At 60.8% G+C, this 17,941-nt stretch carries 18 protein-coding genes; 9 read left to right on the top strand and 9 right to left on the bottom strand.

Annotated elements, in window-relative coordinates:
- Positions 1-223: 223 nt before the first annotated feature.
- Positions 224-865: a TetR/AcrR family transcriptional regulator gene (locus AC1DUP_RS31560; protein WP_113300650.1), complete on the top strand. Its 642-nt coding sequence runs from the start codon at positions 224-226 to the stop codon at positions 863-865.
- 2 nt (positions 866-867) lie between these two features.
- Here AC1DUP_RS31560 and AC1DUP_RS31555 read toward each other — a convergent pair whose 3' ends face one another.
- Positions 868-1,827: a LysR substrate-binding domain-containing protein gene (locus tag AC1DUP_RS31555; protein ID WP_113300649.1), complete on the bottom strand. Its 960-nt coding sequence runs from the start codon at positions 1,825-1,827 to the stop codon at positions 868-870.
- A 206-nt stretch (positions 1,828-2,033) separates the two neighbouring features.
- Here AC1DUP_RS31555 and AC1DUP_RS31550 point away from each other — a divergent pair, with 206 nt between their 5' ends.
- A complete protein-coding gene (locus AC1DUP_RS31550; protein ID WP_112541455.1) occupies positions 2,034-2,333 on the top strand; it encodes a YjiS-like domain-containing protein in 300 nt (99 codons plus the stop codon).
- Between the two features lie 86 nt (positions 2,334-2,419).
- Here the strand turns inward: AC1DUP_RS31550 and AC1DUP_RS31545 are convergent, their stop codons facing one another.
- The 5 genes from AC1DUP_RS31545 to AC1DUP_RS31525 form a co-directional block, all read right to left on the bottom strand.
- The gene (locus tag AC1DUP_RS31545; protein ID WP_477836698.1) at positions 2,420-3,295 is read right to left on the bottom strand and encodes a DUF937 domain-containing protein; all 876 of its coding nucleotides are present in this window, start codon (positions 3,293-3,295) and stop codon (positions 2,420-2,422) included.
- Between the two features lie 94 nt (positions 3,296-3,389).
- Positions 3,390-4,763: a glutamate--cysteine ligase gene (locus tag AC1DUP_RS31540; protein ID WP_113311520.1), complete on the bottom strand. Its 1,374-nt coding sequence runs from the start codon at positions 4,761-4,763 to the stop codon at positions 3,390-3,392.
- Positions 4,764-4,906: 143 nt separating this feature from the next.
- Positions 4,907-5,644, bottom strand: coding sequence for a 16S rRNA (uracil(1498)-N(3))-methyltransferase (locus AC1DUP_RS31535; protein WP_477836697.1), 738 nt, complete (start codon positions 5,642-5,644; stop codon positions 4,907-4,909).
- A 14-nt stretch (positions 5,645-5,658) separates the two neighbouring features.
- Positions 5,659-7,155, bottom strand: coding sequence for an inorganic phosphate transporter (locus AC1DUP_RS31530; RefSeq protein ID WP_113300644.1), 1,497 nt, complete (start codon positions 7,153-7,155; stop codon positions 5,659-5,661).
- 62 nt (positions 7,156-7,217) lie between these two features.
- Positions 7,218-7,730, bottom strand: coding sequence for an NUDIX hydrolase (locus AC1DUP_RS31525; protein ID WP_477836739.1), 513 nt, complete (start codon positions 7,728-7,730; stop codon positions 7,218-7,220).
- 264 nt (positions 7,731-7,994) lie between these two features.
- Between AC1DUP_RS31525 and AC1DUP_RS31520 the strand changes: the two genes are divergently transcribed.
- Entirely contained in the window at positions 7,995-8,873 is an 879-nt protein-coding gene (locus tag AC1DUP_RS31520; protein WP_477836696.1) for a LysR substrate-binding domain-containing protein, read from the top strand.
- Between the two features lie 92 nt (positions 8,874-8,965).
- The gene (locus tag AC1DUP_RS31515; RefSeq protein WP_477836695.1) at positions 8,966-10,123 is read left to right on the top strand and encodes an adenosylhomocysteinase; all 1,158 of its coding nucleotides are present in this window, start codon (positions 8,966-8,968) and stop codon (positions 10,121-10,123) included.
- On the opposite strand, the gene AC1DUP_RS31510 is transcribed toward AC1DUP_RS31515, so the two are convergent.
- Positions 10,120-11,103 (bottom strand): zinc-dependent alcohol dehydrogenase family protein, encoded by a 984-nt coding sequence (locus AC1DUP_RS31510; RefSeq protein ID WP_477836694.1) that lies wholly within the window; start codon positions 11,101-11,103, stop codon positions 10,120-10,122. The two genes, AC1DUP_RS31515 and AC1DUP_RS31510, sit on opposite strands and share 4 nt — an antisense overlap.
- A gap of 102 nt (positions 11,104-11,205) precedes the next feature.
- Here AC1DUP_RS31510 and AC1DUP_RS31505 point away from each other — a divergent pair, with 102 nt between their 5' ends.
- Positions 11,206-12,057, top strand: coding sequence for a LysR family transcriptional regulator (locus AC1DUP_RS31505; protein WP_477836693.1), 852 nt, complete (start codon positions 11,206-11,208; stop codon positions 12,055-12,057).
- An 18-nt stretch (positions 12,058-12,075) separates the two neighbouring features.
- Here the strand turns inward: AC1DUP_RS31505 and AC1DUP_RS31500 are convergent, their stop codons facing one another.
- On the bottom strand, positions 12,076-12,972 hold the full coding sequence (locus AC1DUP_RS31500; protein WP_113311512.1) for a LysR family transcriptional regulator: 897 nt from the start codon (positions 12,970-12,972) through the stop codon (positions 12,076-12,078).
- A 136-nt stretch (positions 12,973-13,108) separates the two neighbouring features.
- On the opposite strand from AC1DUP_RS31500, the gene AC1DUP_RS31495 reads away from it, so the two are divergent.
- Genes AC1DUP_RS31495 through AC1DUP_RS31480 form a run of 4 tightly spaced genes read left to right on the top strand, consistent with a single transcriptional unit; the run spans position 13,109 to position 17,542 of the window.
- Positions 13,109-14,548, top strand: coding sequence for an FAD-linked oxidase C-terminal domain-containing protein (locus AC1DUP_RS31495; RefSeq protein WP_477836692.1), 1,440 nt, complete (start codon positions 13,109-13,111; stop codon positions 14,546-14,548).
- Positions 14,545-15,750, top strand: coding sequence for an FAD-binding protein (locus tag AC1DUP_RS31490; protein ID WP_477836691.1), 1,206 nt, complete (start codon positions 14,545-14,547; stop codon positions 15,748-15,750). The genes AC1DUP_RS31495 and AC1DUP_RS31490 overlap by 4 nt, the downstream gene beginning before the upstream one ends.
- A 1-nt stretch (position 15,751) precedes the next feature.
- Entirely contained in the window at positions 15,752-17,062 is a 1,311-nt protein-coding gene (gene glcF, locus AC1DUP_RS31485; protein WP_113300635.1) for a glycolate oxidase subunit GlcF, read from the top strand.
- A gap of 39 nt (positions 17,063-17,101) precedes the next feature.
- On the top strand, positions 17,102-17,542 hold the full coding sequence (locus AC1DUP_RS31480; protein ID WP_477836690.1) for a hypothetical protein: 441 nt from the start codon (positions 17,102-17,104) through the stop codon (positions 17,540-17,542).
- Positions 17,543-17,664: 122 nt separating this feature from the next.
- Here the strand turns inward: AC1DUP_RS31480 and AC1DUP_RS31475 are convergent.
- Positions 17,665-17,941 (bottom strand): autotransporter outer membrane beta-barrel domain-containing protein (locus AC1DUP_RS31475; protein WP_113201679.1); only part of this gene is annotated, 277 nt, incomplete at its 5' end.

The raw sequence follows: 17,941 nt of genomic DNA, 5'->3' as shown, positions 1-17,941 counted from the left end.
AGAGCGACAAGCGGCCAACCCGCCTTGCTGAACAGAGTGTTAACGGGCCTTTTGGCACAGGCCAAAACGGGGCATAACGCCCCGTTTTACATAGGCTCTTGCCATTGCTTAAAATCCGACCATTTCCATTTACGACGGATGAATACCTGCATGTCATATCGGCCCGACGCGCCGGTATGACACATCACTTCCGCCGCTCAATAACGAGACAGATGGGAACCACATGGGCGCGGACATTTCGGATCGCATTGCTCTTCGTAGGAAGCCGAAACAGGAGCGCAGCATCCAGCGGCTGGATCTCATTCTCAACGCAGCCGCCACCATCATTGCGGAAAAGGGCGTCAGCGCCATGCGGATGACCGAGCTTGCCGCCGCCGCGAAGGTTCCGATCGGTTCGGTCTATCAATATTTCCCGGAAAAGGCGGCGATCGTCAAAGCGCTGTTCGACCGCCATGCGCAGGCGATCCAGCAGAAGACGGCCGAGATGTTTGCGGATGTTCGGTCCCTCGACGAAGCGCTCGACCTCATCTCCACGATAATCGACTGGTATTATGCCGAATACCGCAACGATGCGGCCTATCTGGGGGTCTGGATGGGCACCGAGACCGATCAGGATCTGCTACGCCTGAACATCGAGCATAGCGGTCAGGTTGCCGAGATCTTTCAGGATGCCGTCCGCCGTCTCTCGCCGGAACTCTGCGATGAGCAAATGAAGGCGCGCACTTACCTTTTCAGCCACTTGATCGGCGCTGCAATCCGCCTTGCGGTGCTGAGTGAAGATGGTTTCGGCGAGCGCATTCTCGACGAATGGAAGCGCGTGATCCGCGCCTCCCTTTTTGCTCCGACGTCTGCCTCGGCAGCTTAAGACTACCAGCTCGGCATCATGCTGGCCGCAGCCTTGAGCCGCGGATAGTGACGGGCGTGACCGGTCTTCAGATCCTGGTCGAGGCTGTCTTCGATGACAGTCGGCGTGATGTTGTCGAGGCAGGCGGTGATGTGCGCGGTAATGGCATTCATCAGCGACAGGGAAACGCCGGGCCGTTTCATGATGCCGATCTGCACCGGCGGCAGCGCCGGGAAGCCGTCTGCCTGGCTCAATACCTTCATGCCTGTGCGGAGTGCCGATTCCGGCATGACCGAAACCGCCATGCCGGCGAGCACGGCGGAGGCAACCACGGTGCAGGACCAGCTTGTGAACAGGATCTGATACTCGCGGCCGACGGCATCGAGCGCCGAGCAGGCAAGCTGCCGCCATTGGCAGTCGCGCCGGCCGACGGCAAGCGGCACCGGTGCATCGTCGCGGATCGGATGGTTGGCCGAACTCACCCAGCAAAGCGGTTCCGTCCGCACCACATCCGAAATACGCTCGCGCGGATTATGGGTGACAAGCGCGATATCGAGTTCGCCCTTGTGCATGCGCTCGGCCAGATCGACCGATGGCTCGCAGACGATGTATAGTTCCACATTCGGATGTGTCTTGGCGAAGCGGCCGATGATCTCGGGCATATAACGGTCGGCATAATCATCGGGCGTGCCGATGCGCAACGTACCTTCCAGCCTGTTGTCGTCGAAGGCGGCGATCGCCTCATTGTTCAGGCGGATCATGCGCCGGGCATAGTTGAGCAGTTTTTCGCCTTCCACCGTCAGGCGGTTGCCGCGACCATCCTTGATGAAGAGTTGCTTGCCGATGCGCTCTTCCAGCCGGCGCATCTGCATGGAGACGGCAGACTGCGTCTTGTAGACCTTGTCGGCAGCCTTGGTGAAACTGCCGGAGTCCACGATTGCGATGAAGGTCTGCAACTGGTCGATATCAAGAGGCGCCGACATGATCCCATCCACCCATAAAGATCTCTGATGCTAATCATTAGAAACATTCGTTGGACTGATCAATAGGTCTTTGGCATCTTCGGGATGCAAATCAAGCAAAGTGAAGGACAGACACCCTGCCTGTCCGCCTGTGACCAGCTTGACCCTTCCTGCACGACCTCGCAGGCGGGGTGGGCTGTTCTGCGCCCCGAAGAAAGGAGAGTTCGATGCGCACTCATGAACAGACACTAGAACTCGACTGCGGCAAGCTCGCCCCGACGTTCATGCAACGTCTCATGGCTGGCCTTGCGCCGCTGGCAAACGCCCTTCGCATTGTGCGCAATCGCTCGCAGGTGAACGGGCTGCATGAGCTCGATGACAATCAGTTGCGGGATATCGGCCTGACGCGGGCCGATGTCACCTCCGCTTTCCTCGCTTCGACCTTCTTTGAAGATCCGTCGGAGCATCTGACACAGGCGGCCAAGCGCCGCTGGCATATTGCGGTCATGCGCCCCTACAGGGACTGAGCGCACGTATTTCCCCGCAGGGCGATAGCCAATAGCCCTGCTGCTTAACCCGGTGATCGGCTTTCCCAAGCCATCTCCGGGTTTTTTTATTTTTTAGCCGCGGGGGCAGGGCTTTCGGGAGCAGGCGTGGGTTTCGGCCGATAGGCCTCGAAGATTGCCTCAAGGCTCTTCTGATAGTTTTTCTGCACCTCGAGACCGCTGTCGAACATTGAATTCAGCATCTGGGTATAGCTGTCATTGACCGCTTTCGGTTCTTCCTTCGGCTGTTCCGGGGTCTTTGCCGCCGGCTGCTGAAGTCCCGCCATCATTTCCTGGAATGCCTTGGCGAAGGGATTGTCGAGGAACGGGTTGGCGGGCTGCAACTGAGGTTCCGGCTTTGGCACGCTGAACATCAGCTGCATGGCCTGCGTGAAGGGATTATCGAAAATGCTGGGCTCGGGCGCCGCTTTCGGCTTCGGCGCAAAGCCGGTGCTCTCAAGCCATCCCTGGATCGTCTCGCCCATGGCGGTATTGACGAAGGGATTGACCGGCGAGGCCATCTGCCCGGTCGATTGCTTGAAGAGCCCGCCCATAAGCGTACCGGCCATGACCGGCAGCATCTGCTTGTAGATCTCCTGGCCTATGCCCGTCATCTGGGCCGCCTGCGCCGCAATGGCGCGCGAGACCTCCTTGGAACCGAAAAGCTGGGAGAGGATGTTGTTACCGTCAGAAACGCCCTCAGGCGTGAAAGCCTTGCTCACATCCTCGAAATATTTGGCATAATTTCCCGAGGCCACTGCCTGCATCAGGCCGACGAAATCATAGGGGTTGCTGGTGCTGCGCTTGAGGCCGGTGGAAAAAGCCGGCATCAGCGCGGCCATCGCTTTCGTTGCCTGTTCCTGGGCGAGGTTGAACTGCTTGGAGATTGCATCCATCGCCGCCCCGTTCTGCGCCTGCATCATCATGTCGAAAAGTGGCAGCATGAAAGTCCCTTTCCTGTATAGCGGCGCATGTCAGCGCCACTATAGCCGGAAATGGGAATGCGCAAACGGCTTTTTGGAGGGGGAGAGCCGCCTCTTAGTATTGATATTCCTGGAAGACCGGCTCGACCGAACCGTTCCAGCGGCCGTGATAGAGCGCCAGCAGATCTTCGGCGAGCGTCGCCTTCTTTGCCAGAACCTCATCGAGTGGTGCCAAGAAGATGCTCTCGTCGACGCCGTCGCCATTCAGCCTGTTGCGTGCCTTGAGGCCGGCGCGGGAAATATTCACGACCTCGCGCGCCGTATCGATCAGCGCATGGCCACGGAACCTGGCCTTGAGGCCTTCCTCCGGCACAGCATTGCGCAGGACATTCACTTCCTCGAAACGCCAGTCCTTGGTCAGTGCGTCGGCGGCCTCAAGAGCGGCGTCATCATAGAGCAGGCCGACCCAGAAGGCAGGCAGGGCACAGATGCGGCGCCACGGGCCCCCGTCCGCACCACGCATTTCCAGGAACCGCTTGAGGCGCACGTCGGGAAAGAGGGTCGAAAGATGGTTCGTCCAGTCGCCCATCGTCGGCTCATGGTCGGCAATCTCGCCCTTCAGCGCACCGTTCATGAACTGCCGGAAGGTGACGTGGGTCGCCTTATGATAGTGCCCGTCGCGCATGACGAAATACATGGGAACATCGAGCGCCCATTCGGCATAATCCTTGAAGCCGAAATCGTCGCGGAAGGTGAAGTCGAGCAGGCCGCTGCGCCTGTTGTCCACGTCGCGCCAGACATCGCCGCGCCAGGAGAGCATCCCGTTGGGCTTGCCTTCGGTGAAGGGAGAGGAAGCGAAAAGCGCTGTCGCCAGCGACTGCAGCTTCATCGATACGCGCATCTTGCGGCGCATGTCGTCTTCCGAAGAGAAATCGAGATTCACCTGGATCGTGCAGGTGCGATACATCATGTCGAGACCGCGGGTGCCGACCTCGGGCATGTAGCTGGTCATGATCTCGTAGCGCGACTTCGGCATTTGCGGGGTTTCCGCATAGGTCCATGTCGGGCTGCCGCCAATGCCGAGGAAACCGATGCCCATGGGCTCGGCGATCTCGCGCACTTGCGCCAGATGCTGGTTGGATTCCTTGCAGGTCTGATGAATGTTCTCGAGTGGTGCGCCCGAGAGCTCGAACTGGCCGCCGGGCTCGATCGAGATCGCGCCCATGCCGTTCTGCTCGCCGAGACCGATGATGTTGTCGCCATCCGTGATCGGCTCCCAGCCACTCTTGGCCTGCAGGCCTTTCAGAAGTGCGGAAATGCTGGCTTCGCCAAAATAGGGAACCGGACTGTTGTCCTTGCGGAAGAAGACGAACTTCTCATGTTCGGTGCCGATACGGAACCGTTCCTTCGGCTTGTTGCCGGCGGCAAGATAGTCGGTCAGCTCCTGAACCGAAGAGAGCGGTGTCTGGTCGGTAGTGTCGCGAGCCATGAAATTACCTGTATTCGGAAGGCGCCGGGGGCCGGGGCAATTGGAAGGGTGATTAGTGCCCAAGCCAGCTAAGTTGCAAGTGAAATTCTTTCAATATGTCATCAAAAAATTAGCAGGCTTTCCAGGGAACCGGCGTTCGAAAGTCAATTCCAGTCGCCGATGGCAGCCTGTATCATTGCCATTGCCGCGACTGCTGCGGTATCGGCGCGCAGGATGCGTGGACCGAGTGGAATTGCGGTCACGAAATCCAGGCTGCGCAGGCGCATTCGCTCCTCTTCCGAGAAGCCGCCTTCGGGACCAACCAGCAGTGCGAGTTTCTTTTCGGCGATCCTGGAAAGCAGCGGCAGCGGGTTCTGCCCGGCATCGCCCTCGTCGCAATAGATGATGCGCCTCTCTCCGGGCCAGCGATCGAGCAGATCGGAAAGTTTGATGGGCTCCGCTACTTCAGGAATGCCGAGGATGCCGCATTGTTCGGCTGCTTCGATGACATTCGCCCGGATCTTGTCGAGATTGCTGATTTTGCCCTGCACGTGCTGTGTCATGACCGGCTGCAGCAGACCGGCGCCCATTTCCACCGCCTTCTGCACCAGATAGTCCATACGGCCGATTTTCAGCGGCGCGAACAGATAGTGCAGGTCGGAGGGCGCAGGCTGCGGTCGGGTCTGCTCGGTGGCTGACAGCAGGATGCGTTTGCGGGTCGGGAAGGTAAGGCTCGCCTTCCATTCGCCGTTGCGACCATTGAAGAGGAGGATTTCCGCACCCTCTTCCATGCGCAGCACGTTGGCGAGATAGTTGAACTGATCGGCGTTGGCCTCGACGGCGGCGCCCTTTGACAAGGGGGCGTCGATGAAAAGCCGCTGCATGCGGAAATTGGCGCGCATTCTGAGACCCTGACTCACATGAAGAGCGCGAACATAACCCAATAAATCATCGCCGCAAGCGCAGCCGAAACCGGCACGGTGATGACCCAGGCTGCGATGATCGTCATGAAGTGCGAACGGCGGACGAGATAACGTCGACGGGCTTCATGGACATTTGGCTCAGGCTCGTCGATCTCGAAGCTTTCAGCCTTGCGACGTATGAATTCGATGCGGCGCTTCGAATGGCGCGTGTACCATTCGCGGAAGAAGCCGACGCCGAAGACGGAGCCGACGGCAATATGCGTGGTGCTGACCGGCAGGCCGAGCCAGGAGGCGACGATGACGGTGAAGGCGGTCGACAGCGCCACGCAATAGGCGCGCATCGGGTTGAGCTTGGTGATTTCCTCGCCGACGAGCCGGATGAGGCGCGGCCCGAAAAGCAGCAGCCCGACCGAGATTCCAAAAGCACCGATCAGCATGACCCAGAGCGGCGGATGACCGATCATGCTGTTGTCAGCGATACCGGCAGAGTGAACGATGGCCGAGAGTGGGCCAACCGCATTCGAAACATCGTTTGCGCCATGCGCAAAGGAGAGCAGCGCGGCCGAGCCGATCAGCGGAAAGTGGAACAGCGTACGAAGTGAGCTGTTACGGTTTTCGAGGTTCTCCGCCTGCCGCAGGATGAGTGGCCGCACAGCAAGCCAGCTGACGAGCCCGATGCCGATGCCGATCAGAAGGATCGTCAGCGACGAATAGCGTCCTTGCGGCGCAAGCTGCAGCACCATATAGGCCATGAAGCCGCTGGCCATGACGGCGACCATCACAGGCACCCACTGCCGGGCGGCAGCGATCTTGTCCTCGCGATAGACGATGAGGGTCTTCACCAGATAGAGCAGCCCGGCGGCGATTAGCCCGCCGATCAATGGCGAAGTTATCCAGCTTGCCGTGATTTCCAACATCACCCGCCAGTTGACGGGTTCCGGTCCTGCAGCACCGAGGCCTGCCCCGATCACGGCGCCGACGATTGCGTGCGTCGTCGAAACCGGTGCATTCATCCAGGTGGCGAGGTTGATCCAGAGCGCGGCAGCCGTGAGCGCCGCCATCATGATCCAGCCGAGTGTCGCGGGAGGGACCTGCGCCGTATCGACGATGCTGGAGGAAATCGTCCTGACGACCTCGCCGCCCGCGATCGTCGCACCCAGCACCTCGAAGATTGCGGCGACGATCAGCGCCTGCTTCATGGTGATGGCACGCGCACCAACGGCCGCGCCGACATTGTTCGTCACGTCGTTGGCGCCGATGTTCATGGCCATGTAGGCGGCAAGTGCTGCGGCAGCAATTACCAGCACAGCGCCCGGCCTGTCGAACACGTAGACGCCGGCAAAAAGCATGGCGAGGCCGAGAAAGATCAGGCCAAGTCCGGGTGTCACCAACCGTCGCGAGACGTGCTTGGCCGCATCCTCGACATGGGTAAATTTGTCGAGGTCCTTATCGAGCGTGCGTTTCGTGAGGACGGCGTTGCGTTGCGGCATTCTGTTTCCTGGCTAAGACCTGCTTTTGCGCCGCCTTTTATAGCAGCACAAGATGGCAGGACTTATTCCGCCGGAATTTGTTTCGGAATGCCGCTGGAAAGCTTTTCGGCCATCCGCCGTTTAAAGGCGAGGAACAGGTTGCGCAATTCGGGTTCCTGGACGCGCTTGACCGCTTCGTCACAGGGAACCCACTCGATGGTTCGCTCGCCCTTTTCCTTGAAATTCTTCGTCGCACCGGTCACTTCGAGGACGTATACCTGAACCTTGCAGGTCACCTTCATACCGTCGCGCAAAACCTTCTGGTAGGTATAGTGGCCGAGCGTTTCGGTCTCCACCGTGCCGCGCACGCCAGCCTCTTCCAGGGCTTCCTGCGCCGCAACTTCATAGGCGCATTTGCGGTTCATCGGCCAGCCCTTGGGGATGACCCAGCGGCCGGTGTCACGGCTGGTCATCAGCAAAACTTCGAGATCGCCCGACTTCTTTTTCACCCGATAGCAGAGCGCAGCATATTGCTGACGCGGCGGACGCCGGAACATGAGTTGCACATCAGAAGCCAGGCGGGCAAGAAGGGTCAATTGTCGGGTCACCTTTACGGTCGTTATCTGAGTCGGTTTAATATTAGTATCATATGAAAAGCTTGCGCGATCCATACGTGCAAAACGACGGACACGATTTAATCCATTGTACATAGGAAAATCGAAGCGGGGCAGGTACGGAAATTCCGCCATTTCCTGTCCCGAACGCGTCGTCTTGCACAGCTGTACAATATGGTCCGGCCTTGCATTCTCTTCAATGCCAAGATCTGGTGATCCACCGCGATTTTTTGGAATGTGGTAACTATGCGACTCCCGCCCCTCAACGCTATCCGCGCCTTCGAAGCCGTCTGCCGCCATGGCAGCATTCTGAAGGCGGCCGAGGAGCTCGGTGTGGTGCGCGGCGCGGTGCGCCAGCAGATTGACACACTCGAAGACCATCTTGGCAGAAAGCTCTTCGTGCGTGATGGCCGCAGGCTGGTCCCGACCGAGAAGGCGAGCGCCTTTGCGGAGGCCGCCGGTGCTGCCCTTACCATTTTGAGACGCGCCGCCGCCGAATTCGAGGAGACAGACAGGAAGCGCATCCGCCTCGGAGTGCCCTCGGCTTTCGCTGTCTGGTGGCTGATGCCACGGGCGGCTGACATGCAGGCAAGCCTTGGCGATATCGAGATCGATATCGTACCCATGCCCGTGGTTGAGCCGCTTTCCCATCATCCGGATTTCGATGCCGTCATCATGGGCGGCGAGCAGCGCTCCTCTACTGGGATGTCGGAGACGCGTTTCATGGAGGATGAGTTTGGCCCAGTCGCCACACCGGAACTCGCCGCCAGGCTTGCCGGCAACCCCCAAGCCATGGCGGCGGATATGACCGTGCTCGTCAGCCGCAGTGCGCCGAAGCTCTGGGCGGAGTGGTTTGCCGAAAGCACCACGCCGCCGGTTGCCTTTTCTCGCCGGCGCGAGTTTGAAGATCTGCTTCTGGCGCTGGGGGCAGCCCGCTCCGGCCTCGGTATCGCGCTGGCACCGAAAGCCTCGATCGAAGACGATCTTGCCCGCGGCATTCTGGTTGCCCCTTACGGCTTCATTCGCCGCCCGGCAGGCTATAGCCTCTGCTGCCGGACGCCGGATGCGAAACGTCCGGCCTTCGTGGCACTCCGCAACTGGCTGCTGCGCTCCGGCAGCGCGTAACAAAAGGGCAGTTTTTCTGCCCTTTTGTCAGAAATATCTCCATGTCGGCCCTGTCTTTTGCTCGCTAGATCAGGGCAACGAAAGGGCATGAGATGGAAAAGCTTGCGACACGCATCGACTGGATCGGCAATAGCTGCCGCCTGCTGAACGCAACGGCGGCGGAATTTGAAAACACGCGGCCGTTTGAAGGCTTGTCCATCGGCACCGGCATCCATCTGGAGCCGAAGACGGTCGCTCTGCTGCTGACCTTGCGGGCCGGTGGCGCGCGCCTGATCTGCACCGGTAATCTGAACAGCACCCAGCCGGCGACCGTGGAATTCCTGCGCGCGCAGGGCATCACCGTCTTCGCGACCCAGACGACCGATCCCGTCGCCCACCACCGGAGCCTTGAAGCCGTCGTTGCAGAAAAGCCCGATCTCTTGCTGGACAATGGTGGTGATCTCTTCGCCATCGCAGCCGAAAGGCCCTACGCCAATTTGCTCGGCGGTACGGAAGAAACGACCTCCGGCCGGACCCGCCTGCTGCCGATGCGCGACAAGCTGGCAATGCCGATCCTCGTCATCAACGACAGCCCGATCAAGCAATTCGCCGAAAACAAGCATGCCGTCGGCCAGAGCCTGTTCGAAAGCTACATGCGCTTCACCAACCGCTCTACCAATGGCAAGCGTGTGACCGTCTTCGGTTACGGCGCCTGCGGCAAGGGCACGGCCGCCGCCTTCCGCAACGCCTTCTCGACGGTAAGCGTCGTCGATATCGATCCTGTTACCAGCCTGGAGGCGCATCTGGATGGCTTCATCACGCCGCTTCGCGAACAGGCGGTCCGCTCGGCGGACGTGATCGCCACTGTCACGGGTTTCCCTGATATCGTCACCGCAGCCGATCTGCCGCTCATCAAGGACGGCGCGATCCTGATGAACGGCGGCCATTTCCCGCGTGAGATCGATGTCGCAGCCTTTCACAGCCATCCCGATTTCGTTGGCATCGACCGATATGAGGCCGATCATATCGAGACTTTCCACCTGAAGGATGGCCGCTCCTTCCACGTGCTCGGCGGCGGCCATATGGCCAATCTCGCCGGTCCACGACCCCTGGGCAACTCGGTGGAATCCATGGACCTCGGCTTCACGCTGCAGGCCCGCTGCCTGGAGCGTGTCGCAAAACACGGTGTTGGCGCCGAATCCTGCATCGTGCCGGTGCCCGCCGACATCGATGCGATGGTAGCGAGCGCCTATCTCGATCTGGCGCATTAGATCTCGACGACTACCTTGCCTTCGGCCTGCCGGCTTTCGAGCAGCCGGTAGGCATCGCCTGCCTCGGCAAGCGAAAACCGCCGCTGGTCGAGGTTCGGCATCAGCGCTCCAGCTTCGACGCGTGACGCTAGCTGCTTGAGGACCTCGCCATGATGGGCGCGGTCGTCGCCGGTCAGGAGCGGCGCCAGCGTGAAGACGCCTGAATAGCTTGCTCCCTTGAAGGAGAGCGGCGCCAGAGCATGTGTGCCCCAGCCGAGGCTGCTGACGACGTGGCCAAACTTGGCGACCGCCTGGAAGGCGGCATCGAGCCCCTTTCCGCCGATCGTGTCGTAGACGACGTCGAAGCCTTTGCCTTCGGTATACCGGGCGACGTAGTCCTCGACTGTCGCAACTGCATAGTCGATCGGCGTTGCGCCTATGCTACGGATATAGTCGGCCTTCGAGGCGCCATCGACGGCATAGACCTCGGCACCGGCAGCAACCGCCATCTGCACAGCGATGTGGCCGACGCCACCACCGCCGATGACCAGCACCTTCTGCCCGGACCTTACCTGTGTGCGGTCTTCCAGCCCCTCCCAGGCGGTGATCGCGATCAGCGGCAGGGCTGCCGCCTGGCGCATGGAGAGATTGCGCGGCTTCAGAGCGACGAGATCGGCATCGACAGCTGCAAATTCGGCAAGCGATCCCTGCAGACCACCGACACCGCCGGTCATGCCATAGACTTCGTCGCCGGGGCGAAAGCCTGTCACACCGGGGCCGACCGCTTCGACGATACCGGCCATGTCGATGCCAAGGATGGCGGGCAGGGGGTGGCGGGCATGTGCGGCCTCGCCGGCGCGGATCTTAAGGTCCAGCGGATTGAGCGCCGCGGCCTTGATGCGGACGAGGATCTGGCCAGGTCCGGCAACCGGCCTGGCGATATCGACGACCTGGAATTCGGCATTCTGCGTTTCGACCAGCGCTGCTTTCATCGTGCTCATGGAATTCTCCTTGGTTTGTGGGCCGAAGAATGCGGCATTGAATTTCGAATGGAAACTAAAGATAAAGACTATCGATCATGCATTTTTAAATGGGTGTAAGCCGTGGAATGGAGCGACCTGAAACTCTTCCTGGCAATCGCGCGGCTTGGAACCCTTGGTGCAGCAGCGCGCAGCCTCGGGCTGACGCAGCCAACCATGGGTCGCCGCCTCCGGGTGCTGGAAGCCTCGCTCGGCCAGACGCTTTTTCAGCGAACGGCCGATGGTTTTGTCCTGACGGATGAAGGCACGACCGTCTTTGCCCGCGCCGAACGCATGGAAGAAGAAGCGCTCGGGTTGGAGCGTGAACTCGCCGGCCAGAACAGACAACTCGATGGGTTGCTACGGCTTTCCTCCTCGGATTGGTTCGGCGCTCACGTGCTCTCGCCCATCCTGGCGGAGTTCTCGGCTGCCTATCCCAAGGTCGTCATTGAGCTTTTGACCGACAGCCGCTTGATGAGCCTCTCACGTCGCGAGGCCGATATCGTCTTCCGTATCGCGCCTTTCACCGAGACCGAGGTCATATCCCGCAAGCTCCTGCATATCGATTACGGTCTCTATATCCGCCGTGGCCTGACTCATCCTGAAACCGGCGATGGAACCGGCGCGCGCCTCATCACCATGGACGAGGCCTTCGGCGGAATGCCCGATGTCGGCTGGCTGAGGCGTCTGCTGCCGAAGGCCGATATCGTCATGCGCAGCAATAACAGAGATGTACAGGCGACCCTTTGCGCCAACGGTGCCGGCCTTGCCGTGCTGCCGCGTCCGCTCGGCGATTCCATCGCGGCCATCGAACATGTCGATCTCGGCGAAGCACCACCCGGCCGCGATACATGGGTCGGCTATCATCGCGACATGAAACGGCTGGCCCGGCTGCGGGCGCTGCTTGATCTCGTCATCGAACGGCTGGCACATTAGCCAGTTGAACTCGTTCGCTCAGTGCTCCCAGTAGGGATCCGGGCCGTAGAGCTCGGCCAGATAGTCGATGAACAGACGTACCTTGGCCGGCAGGAACTGGCGGCTGGGGTAGACCGCCGAGAGAGTCACATTGTGCGAACCTTCATAGGATGGCAGCACCTGAATCAGCCTGCCGTCCTTCAACTCCTCACCGATATCCCAGGTGGAGCGGAGAGCAATGCCGAGGCCGGCAATGACCGTCTCGCGGATCACCTCGCTCGAATTGGTGATCAGCGTGCCCTCGGGCCGCAGGCTGAATGCTCCGTCTGGTCCGTCCAGCCGCCAGACGTCATTGTTGTGGGCCGGCAGACAGCGATGCTGTTTCAGTTCTTCGATATGTTCCGGCATGCCGTGGGCGGCGACATAATCCGGCGAGGCGCAGAGCACCCGGCGCACCGGAGCCAGGCGGCGCGCGACAAGGCTGGAATCGGTCAGTTCCGCAATGCGGATGGCCAGATCGAAGCCGCCGCCGACGATATCGCTGAACTCGTCGGTCAGCACCAGATTGATGGTGAGTTCCGGATGCGCCTCCATGAAGGATTTCAGATGTGGCGCGATATGCATACGGCCGAAGGAGGTGGGGGCGGAGATTTTCAGCGTGCCATGCATCTGCGCCGAGCGGCCGGAAATGTAGAATTCCGCTTCCTCCAGCCCTGCCAGAATGCCGAGAACACGGTCGTAGAAACCTTGGCCCGCCTCGGTCAGCGAGATCTGCCGCGTCGTGCGCTGCAAAAGCCGCGTGCCGAGCCGGTCTTCCAGCCGCTTGATACGCTTGGAAACGACGGCAGGGGAAAAGCCGAGCGCGCGGCCGGCGAGCGACATGCTGCCGGTCGAAACGACCTTGGCAAAGATTTCGAGATCACCCAGATTGGTCATAAGCTTTTGTAACTTTTTCCCTTTTGGCATAAGTGCTTAACATTTGCGCCGGTTTCGGGAAAGTGCTAAGCCGAAAGAACCGGTGACCGGGAGGAATTGCCATCGGTTTCCGTCATGTTGGCCGAGGGAGAACGCCATGTCCGACGCCATTTCGTTTCTCGCTCCACGCCCCGATGTTCTGGCGCGCCGCCGGGAAATCGTCGCCGATCTCATCGATCTCCTGCCGCCGGAATGTCTGATCCATGAAGCGCGCGAGCTCGTGCCCTTCGAGACGGATGCCTTCGTTTCCTACCGCCGCCTGCCGCTCGCAGTCGCCCTGCCGCGATCGACGGCGGAAGCGGCAGCTGTCATGAAATACTGTCATCGCTACGGCATTCCGGTCGTCCCTCGTGGGGCCGGCACCTCGCTTTCGGGCGGCGCGATCCCGCAGGAAGACGCCGTCGTGCTCGGCCTGTCGAAGATGAACCGTATTCTCGACATCGACTTCGCCAATCGCTGCGCGGTCGTTCAGGCCGGTGTGACCAATCTCAACATTTCGGAAGCCGTCTCCGCGGACGGTTTCTTCTATGCGCCCGACCCGAGTTCCCAGCTTGCCTGTACGATCGGCGGCAATATCGGCATGAATTCCGGCGGCGCGCACTGCCTGAAATATGGCGTGACGACCAACAACCTGCTCGGCGTCAAGATGGTGCTGACCGATGGGACGGTGATCGATCTCGGCGGCAAGGCGTTGGATGCGGCGGGCTACGATCTGCTCGGCCTTGTCTGCGGCCATGAGGGCCAACTCGGCATCGTCACCGAAGCGACGGTGCGCCTGATTGCCAAGCCCGAGGGCGCCCGCCCGGTTCTTTTCGGTTTCGAAAGCTCGGAAGAGGCCGGCAGCTGTGTGGCCGATGTCATCGCCGCCGGCATCATTCCCGTCGCCATCGAATTCATGGACAAGCCGGCGATCGAGATCTGCGAGGCCTTTGCCCATGCCGGTTATCCGCTTGATGTCGGTGCGCTGCTCATCGTTGAGGTCGAGGGATCGGAGGCGGAAATGGACGACATGCTGAAAAGCATTGTCGAGATTGCCCGTACCCATGGTGTCAAGACCGTACGTGAATGCCAGTCGGCAACCGAGGCGGCGTTGATCTGGAAGGGCCGCAAATCGGCCTTCGGCGCGACCGGCCGCATCGCCGATTATATCTGCATGGACGGCACGGTCCCGCTGAGCCAGCTTTCCCATGTGCTGAAGCGGACATCCGAGATCGTCGCACATTACGGCCTGCGGGTCGCCAACGTCTTCCATGCTGGTGATGGCAACATGCATCCGCTGATCCTCTTCAATGCCAATGATCCCGAGGATGCGGCAAAGGCCGAAGCGGCCGGCAACGATATCCTCAGGCTCTGCGTCGATGCCGGCGGCTGCCTGACTGGAGAACATGGCGTCGGTATCGAAAAGCGTGACCTGATGCGTCATCAATATTCGCAGGCCGATCTCGCCCAGCAGATGGCGGCCCGCGCCGCCTTCGATCCGCAATGGCTGCTGAACCCTTCCAAGGTCTTCCCGCTTGAGGGGCGTCCTGCCGCATGATCGATCTGGTGCCTGCAAGCGAAGAGGAAGTCGCGGCAATTATCCGCGCGCATGCGGAAAAGCGTCGTGCGCTCGCCATCAGCGGCGGCGACACGCGTTCCGGGTTTGGAAATGCCGTCGAGGCGGAGGATCGCCTGCGCTCGAGCGGCCTATCCGGGATTGTCGCCTATAATCCCGGCGAGATGGTCATGAGCGCAAGAGCGGGCACGCCGCTTGCCGACGTTGAGGCGGCCCTTGCCGAAAACGGCCAGATGCTCGCCTTCGAGCCCATGGATCATCGCGCCCTCATGGGCACATCGGGTGAACCGACGATCGGCGGTGTCTTTGCCGCCAATGTCTCCGGTCCGCGACGCTTCGTGGCGGGTGCCGCACGTGACAGCCTGCTTGGCATCCGCTTCGTCAATGGCAAGGGCGAGATCATCAAGGCCGGTGGCCGGGTGATGAAGAATGTCACGGGTCTGGATCTGGTGAAGCTGCTGGCTGGCTCGCATGGCACGTTGGGTTTCCTGACCGAGGTTACCTTCCGCGTGCCGCCGCGTGCGAAGACCGAGGAGACCGTCGTCATTTCCGGTCTGAATGATGCCGAGGCCGCAAATGCGATGGCAGCGGCCATGGCCCTGCCGATGGACGTCACCGGCGCGGCACACCTGCCGTTGACCGTGACGTGGAAGTTTCTCGGCGGCAAACTGCCCGAAGGAGAGGCGACGGTGCTGCGTATCGAAGGTCTGCCGGGTTCGGTAGACTCACGCGCGGTAAAACTTCTGTCGGCGATGGCGTCGTTTGGCCCTGCTGCAAGGCTGGATCAGGCCGCCAGCCGGCAGCTCTGGCAGGAGATCCGCGACGTCGCACCTTACGCTGACGGAACGGCACGGCCCGTCTGGCGGGTTTCGGTAGCGCCCGGCACTGGCCATCAGCTTGTCGCGGCCCTCAGGCTGGAAGCCGGCGTCGATGCTTTCTATGATTGGCAGGGTGGTCTCGTCTGGATGCGCATGGAGGCAGATCCGGAAGCCGGTCTGATCCGCCGCTTCATCAGGGCGCTCGGTGGCGGCCATGCGACGCTGATCCGCGCCTCGGCTGAGGCAAGGGCGGCGATATCAGCCTTCCAACCGGAGGAAGAGGCAGTGGCACTGCTTTCGCGCCGCGTGAAGGAAAAGTTCGATCCGGCGGGGATATTGAATCCGGGGAAGATGGCGGGACACTGAAATGCAGACCAACTTTACTCTTGCCCAGCTTGCCGATCCGCATGTAGCCGAATCCGAACAGATCCTGCGCAAGTGCGTTCATTGCGGATTCTGCACCGCCACCTGTCCGACCTACGTCACTCTCGGCAACGAGCTTGATAGCCCCCGCGGGCGCATCTATCTCATTAAGGACATGCTGGAAAACGACCGCGCGGCGGATACGCAAGTCGTCACCCATATCGACCGCTGTCTGTCCTGCCTTGCCTGCACGACCACCTGTCCTTCGGGCGTCGATTACATGCATCTGGTCGACCATGCCCGAGCCCATATCGAAAAGACCTACAAGCGGCCGTTCATGAACCGGCTGACGCGCGCCATCCTTGCGGCCGTGTTGCCCTATCCCGGCCGCTTTCGGGCAGCCCTGACGCTTGCCCGGATCGGCCGCCCCTTTGCCGGCTTGATGCGCGGGCCGGCGCTGAAGCCGTTCGCCGCCATGCTGGCGCTTGCGCCATCAAGCATTCCCGCACCATCGCCCTTCGCTCGGCCCGGGCGGCATGAGCCGCAGGCCGAGCGGCGCGGACGCGTGGCGATCCTCACCGGCTGCGCACAGCCCGTTCTCGATCCCGCCATCAACGAGGCGACCATCCGGCTGCTGACCCGCCTTGGTATAGAGGTCATCGTCCCCGAGGGAGAGGCCTGCTGCGGCGCGCTGGTCCACCATATGGGGCGCGAGGAGCAGGCTCTGGCTTCGGCCCGCGCCAATGTCGATGTCTGGACCCGCGAGATCGAGGCTGGCGGCCTCGACGCGATCATCATCACCGCGTCCGGGTGCGGCACGACGATCAAGGACTACGGCCACATGCTACGCCTTGACCCCGCCTATGCGGGCAAGGCGGCACGCGTCTCGGCCCTTGCCAAGGACATCACCGAATATCTCGCCGGCCTCGAACTGCCTGCGCATATGCCGAGGGGCATTACCGTCGCCTATCATTCCGCCTGCTCCATGCAGCACGGCCAGAAGATCACCATGGCGCCGAAGCATCTGCTCAAGGCGGCAGGTTTTACCGTTCGCGATCCGGCCGAAGGCCATCTCTGCTGCGGCTCGGCCGGCACCTACAACATCATGCAGCCGGATATTTCCGCAGTCCTGAAGGCCCGCAAGGTCAAGAACATCGAGGCGACGAAGGCCGATATCATCGCGACCGGCAATATCGGCTGCATCACCCAAATAAGGTCGGGCACGCCGACGCCGATCCTGCATACGGTCGAGCTCCTGGACTGGGCTTACGGGGGCTCTGTGCCTGAAAAATTAAGAGGTTTGCCGCTAGTTTGAGATCACCGATTCATCGGTCGATCTCAGGGAGTTATGGCTATGTGGCGCGGATTTATGGTGCTTGGCATATTGCTTGGCGCGGCTGGTGTGGCGCACGCCGACAGCCGTTATTTCTGTTCTGCCGATGACAAGGACGTGCGCTTTACGCTCGAAAGCGCTTTTGAAGATGGAGGCGGCCACAAGCTGATCCATTTCCGCGGCGCGCTGATGCTCAAGGATGCTGCCAAATCCCCAAACTTCAACAAGCGGATATTCGAATCGAAAGATCTCACGAACCGCTGGTCGCGCGATGGCGATCTGCGCCTGGAAGTCTTCGATACGGAAGGTGGTGATGCCGCAAGCGAGACGCTGGATCTCGCGGTTCTCGCCGGTGGGCACGACAAGCCTTCGCCGAATTTCGGCGGCACCTACGCGCTACGGATCGAAAGCGGTGCCAACTTCTTCGTTGTGGAAGGCAAAGTGAGTTGCGGCACGAAATAGTCCCGCAACTCCAATTCTAGAGAATTTCCGTCTTTCTTCGAATTCCGGAAAAGCTCTATCTCTTTGTTTTCACGCAATTCTGACGCAAAACCGCTGCACACTCTTGCTGGAATTGCACCAGATCACCAATGGTATGAAATACCGACATTGACCGCGTTGGTGACGATGTTCGTCTTCAGGCGGTCGCCGCTGTCGATCGGCACGTCGACGCGTGAATAGGTGCCCTTGTATTCCACGAAGGTCGACCAGTTGTCGGTGACGCGGAAGTCGACGCCGGCCTGCGCCTGGAAGGTTACGCCGCCGAATTCGTAGTCGAAGGTCGTGCCCTGGGGACGGGTGACTTCGACGTGCGGAATGTTCACGCCGACACCGGCGCCGAGATAGGGTGTCCAGCGACGG

The organism is Rhizobium sp. 01L419 (genome assembly GCF_056400025.1).
The sequence above is the reverse complement of the archived record's forward strand: the minus strand, read 5'-3'. Positions and strand labels throughout refer to the sequence as shown.

Coding starts and splice junctions, on each gene's coding strand:
- AC1DUP_RS31560 (WP_113300650.1), top strand. CDS start 224: ATGGGCGCGGACATTTCGGATCGCATTGCTCTTCGTAGGAAGCCGAAA.
- AC1DUP_RS31555 (WP_113300649.1), bottom strand. CDS start 1,827: ATGTCGGCGCCTCTTGATATCGACCAGTTGCAGACCTTCATCGCAATC.
- AC1DUP_RS31550 (WP_112541455.1), top strand. CDS start 2,034: ATGCGCACTCATGAACAGACACTAGAACTCGACTGCGGCAAGCTCGCC.
- AC1DUP_RS31545 (WP_477836698.1), bottom strand. CDS start 3,295: ATGCTGCCACTTTTCGACATGATGATGCAGGCGCAGAACGGGGCGGCG.
- AC1DUP_RS31540 (WP_113311520.1), bottom strand. CDS start 4,763: ATGGCTCGCGACACTACCGACCAGACACCGCTCTCTTCGGTTCAGGAG.
- AC1DUP_RS31535 (WP_477836697.1), bottom strand. CDS start 5,644: ATGCGCGCCAATTTCCGCATGCAGCGGCTTTTCATCGACGCCCCCTTG.
- AC1DUP_RS31530 (WP_113300644.1), bottom strand. CDS start 7,155: ATGCCGCAACGCAACGCCGTCCTCACGAAACGCACGCTCGATAAGGAC.
- AC1DUP_RS31520 (WP_477836696.1), top strand. CDS start 7,995: ATGCGACTCCCGCCCCTCAACGCTATCCGCGCCTTCGAAGCCGTCTGC.
- AC1DUP_RS31515 (WP_477836695.1), top strand. CDS start 8,966: ATGGAAAAGCTTGCGACACGCATCGACTGGATCGGCAATAGCTGCCGC.
- AC1DUP_RS31510 (WP_477836694.1), bottom strand. CDS start 11,103: ATGAGCACGATGAAAGCAGCGCTGGTCGAAACGCAGAATGCCGAATTC.
- AC1DUP_RS31500 (WP_113311512.1), bottom strand. CDS start 12,972: ATGACCAATCTGGGTGATCTCGAAATCTTTGCCAAGGTCGTTTCGACC.
- AC1DUP_RS31495 (WP_477836692.1), top strand. CDS start 13,109: ATGTCCGACGCCATTTCGTTTCTCGCTCCACGCCCCGATGTTCTGGCG.
- AC1DUP_RS31490 (WP_477836691.1), top strand. CDS start 14,545: ATGATCGATCTGGTGCCTGCAAGCGAAGAGGAAGTCGCGGCAATTATC.
- glcF (WP_113300635.1), top strand. CDS start 15,752: ATGCAGACCAACTTTACTCTTGCCCAGCTTGCCGATCCGCATGTAGCC.
- AC1DUP_RS31480 (WP_477836690.1), top strand. CDS start 17,102: ATGTGGCGCGGATTTATGGTGCTTGGCATATTGCTTGGCGCGGCTGGT.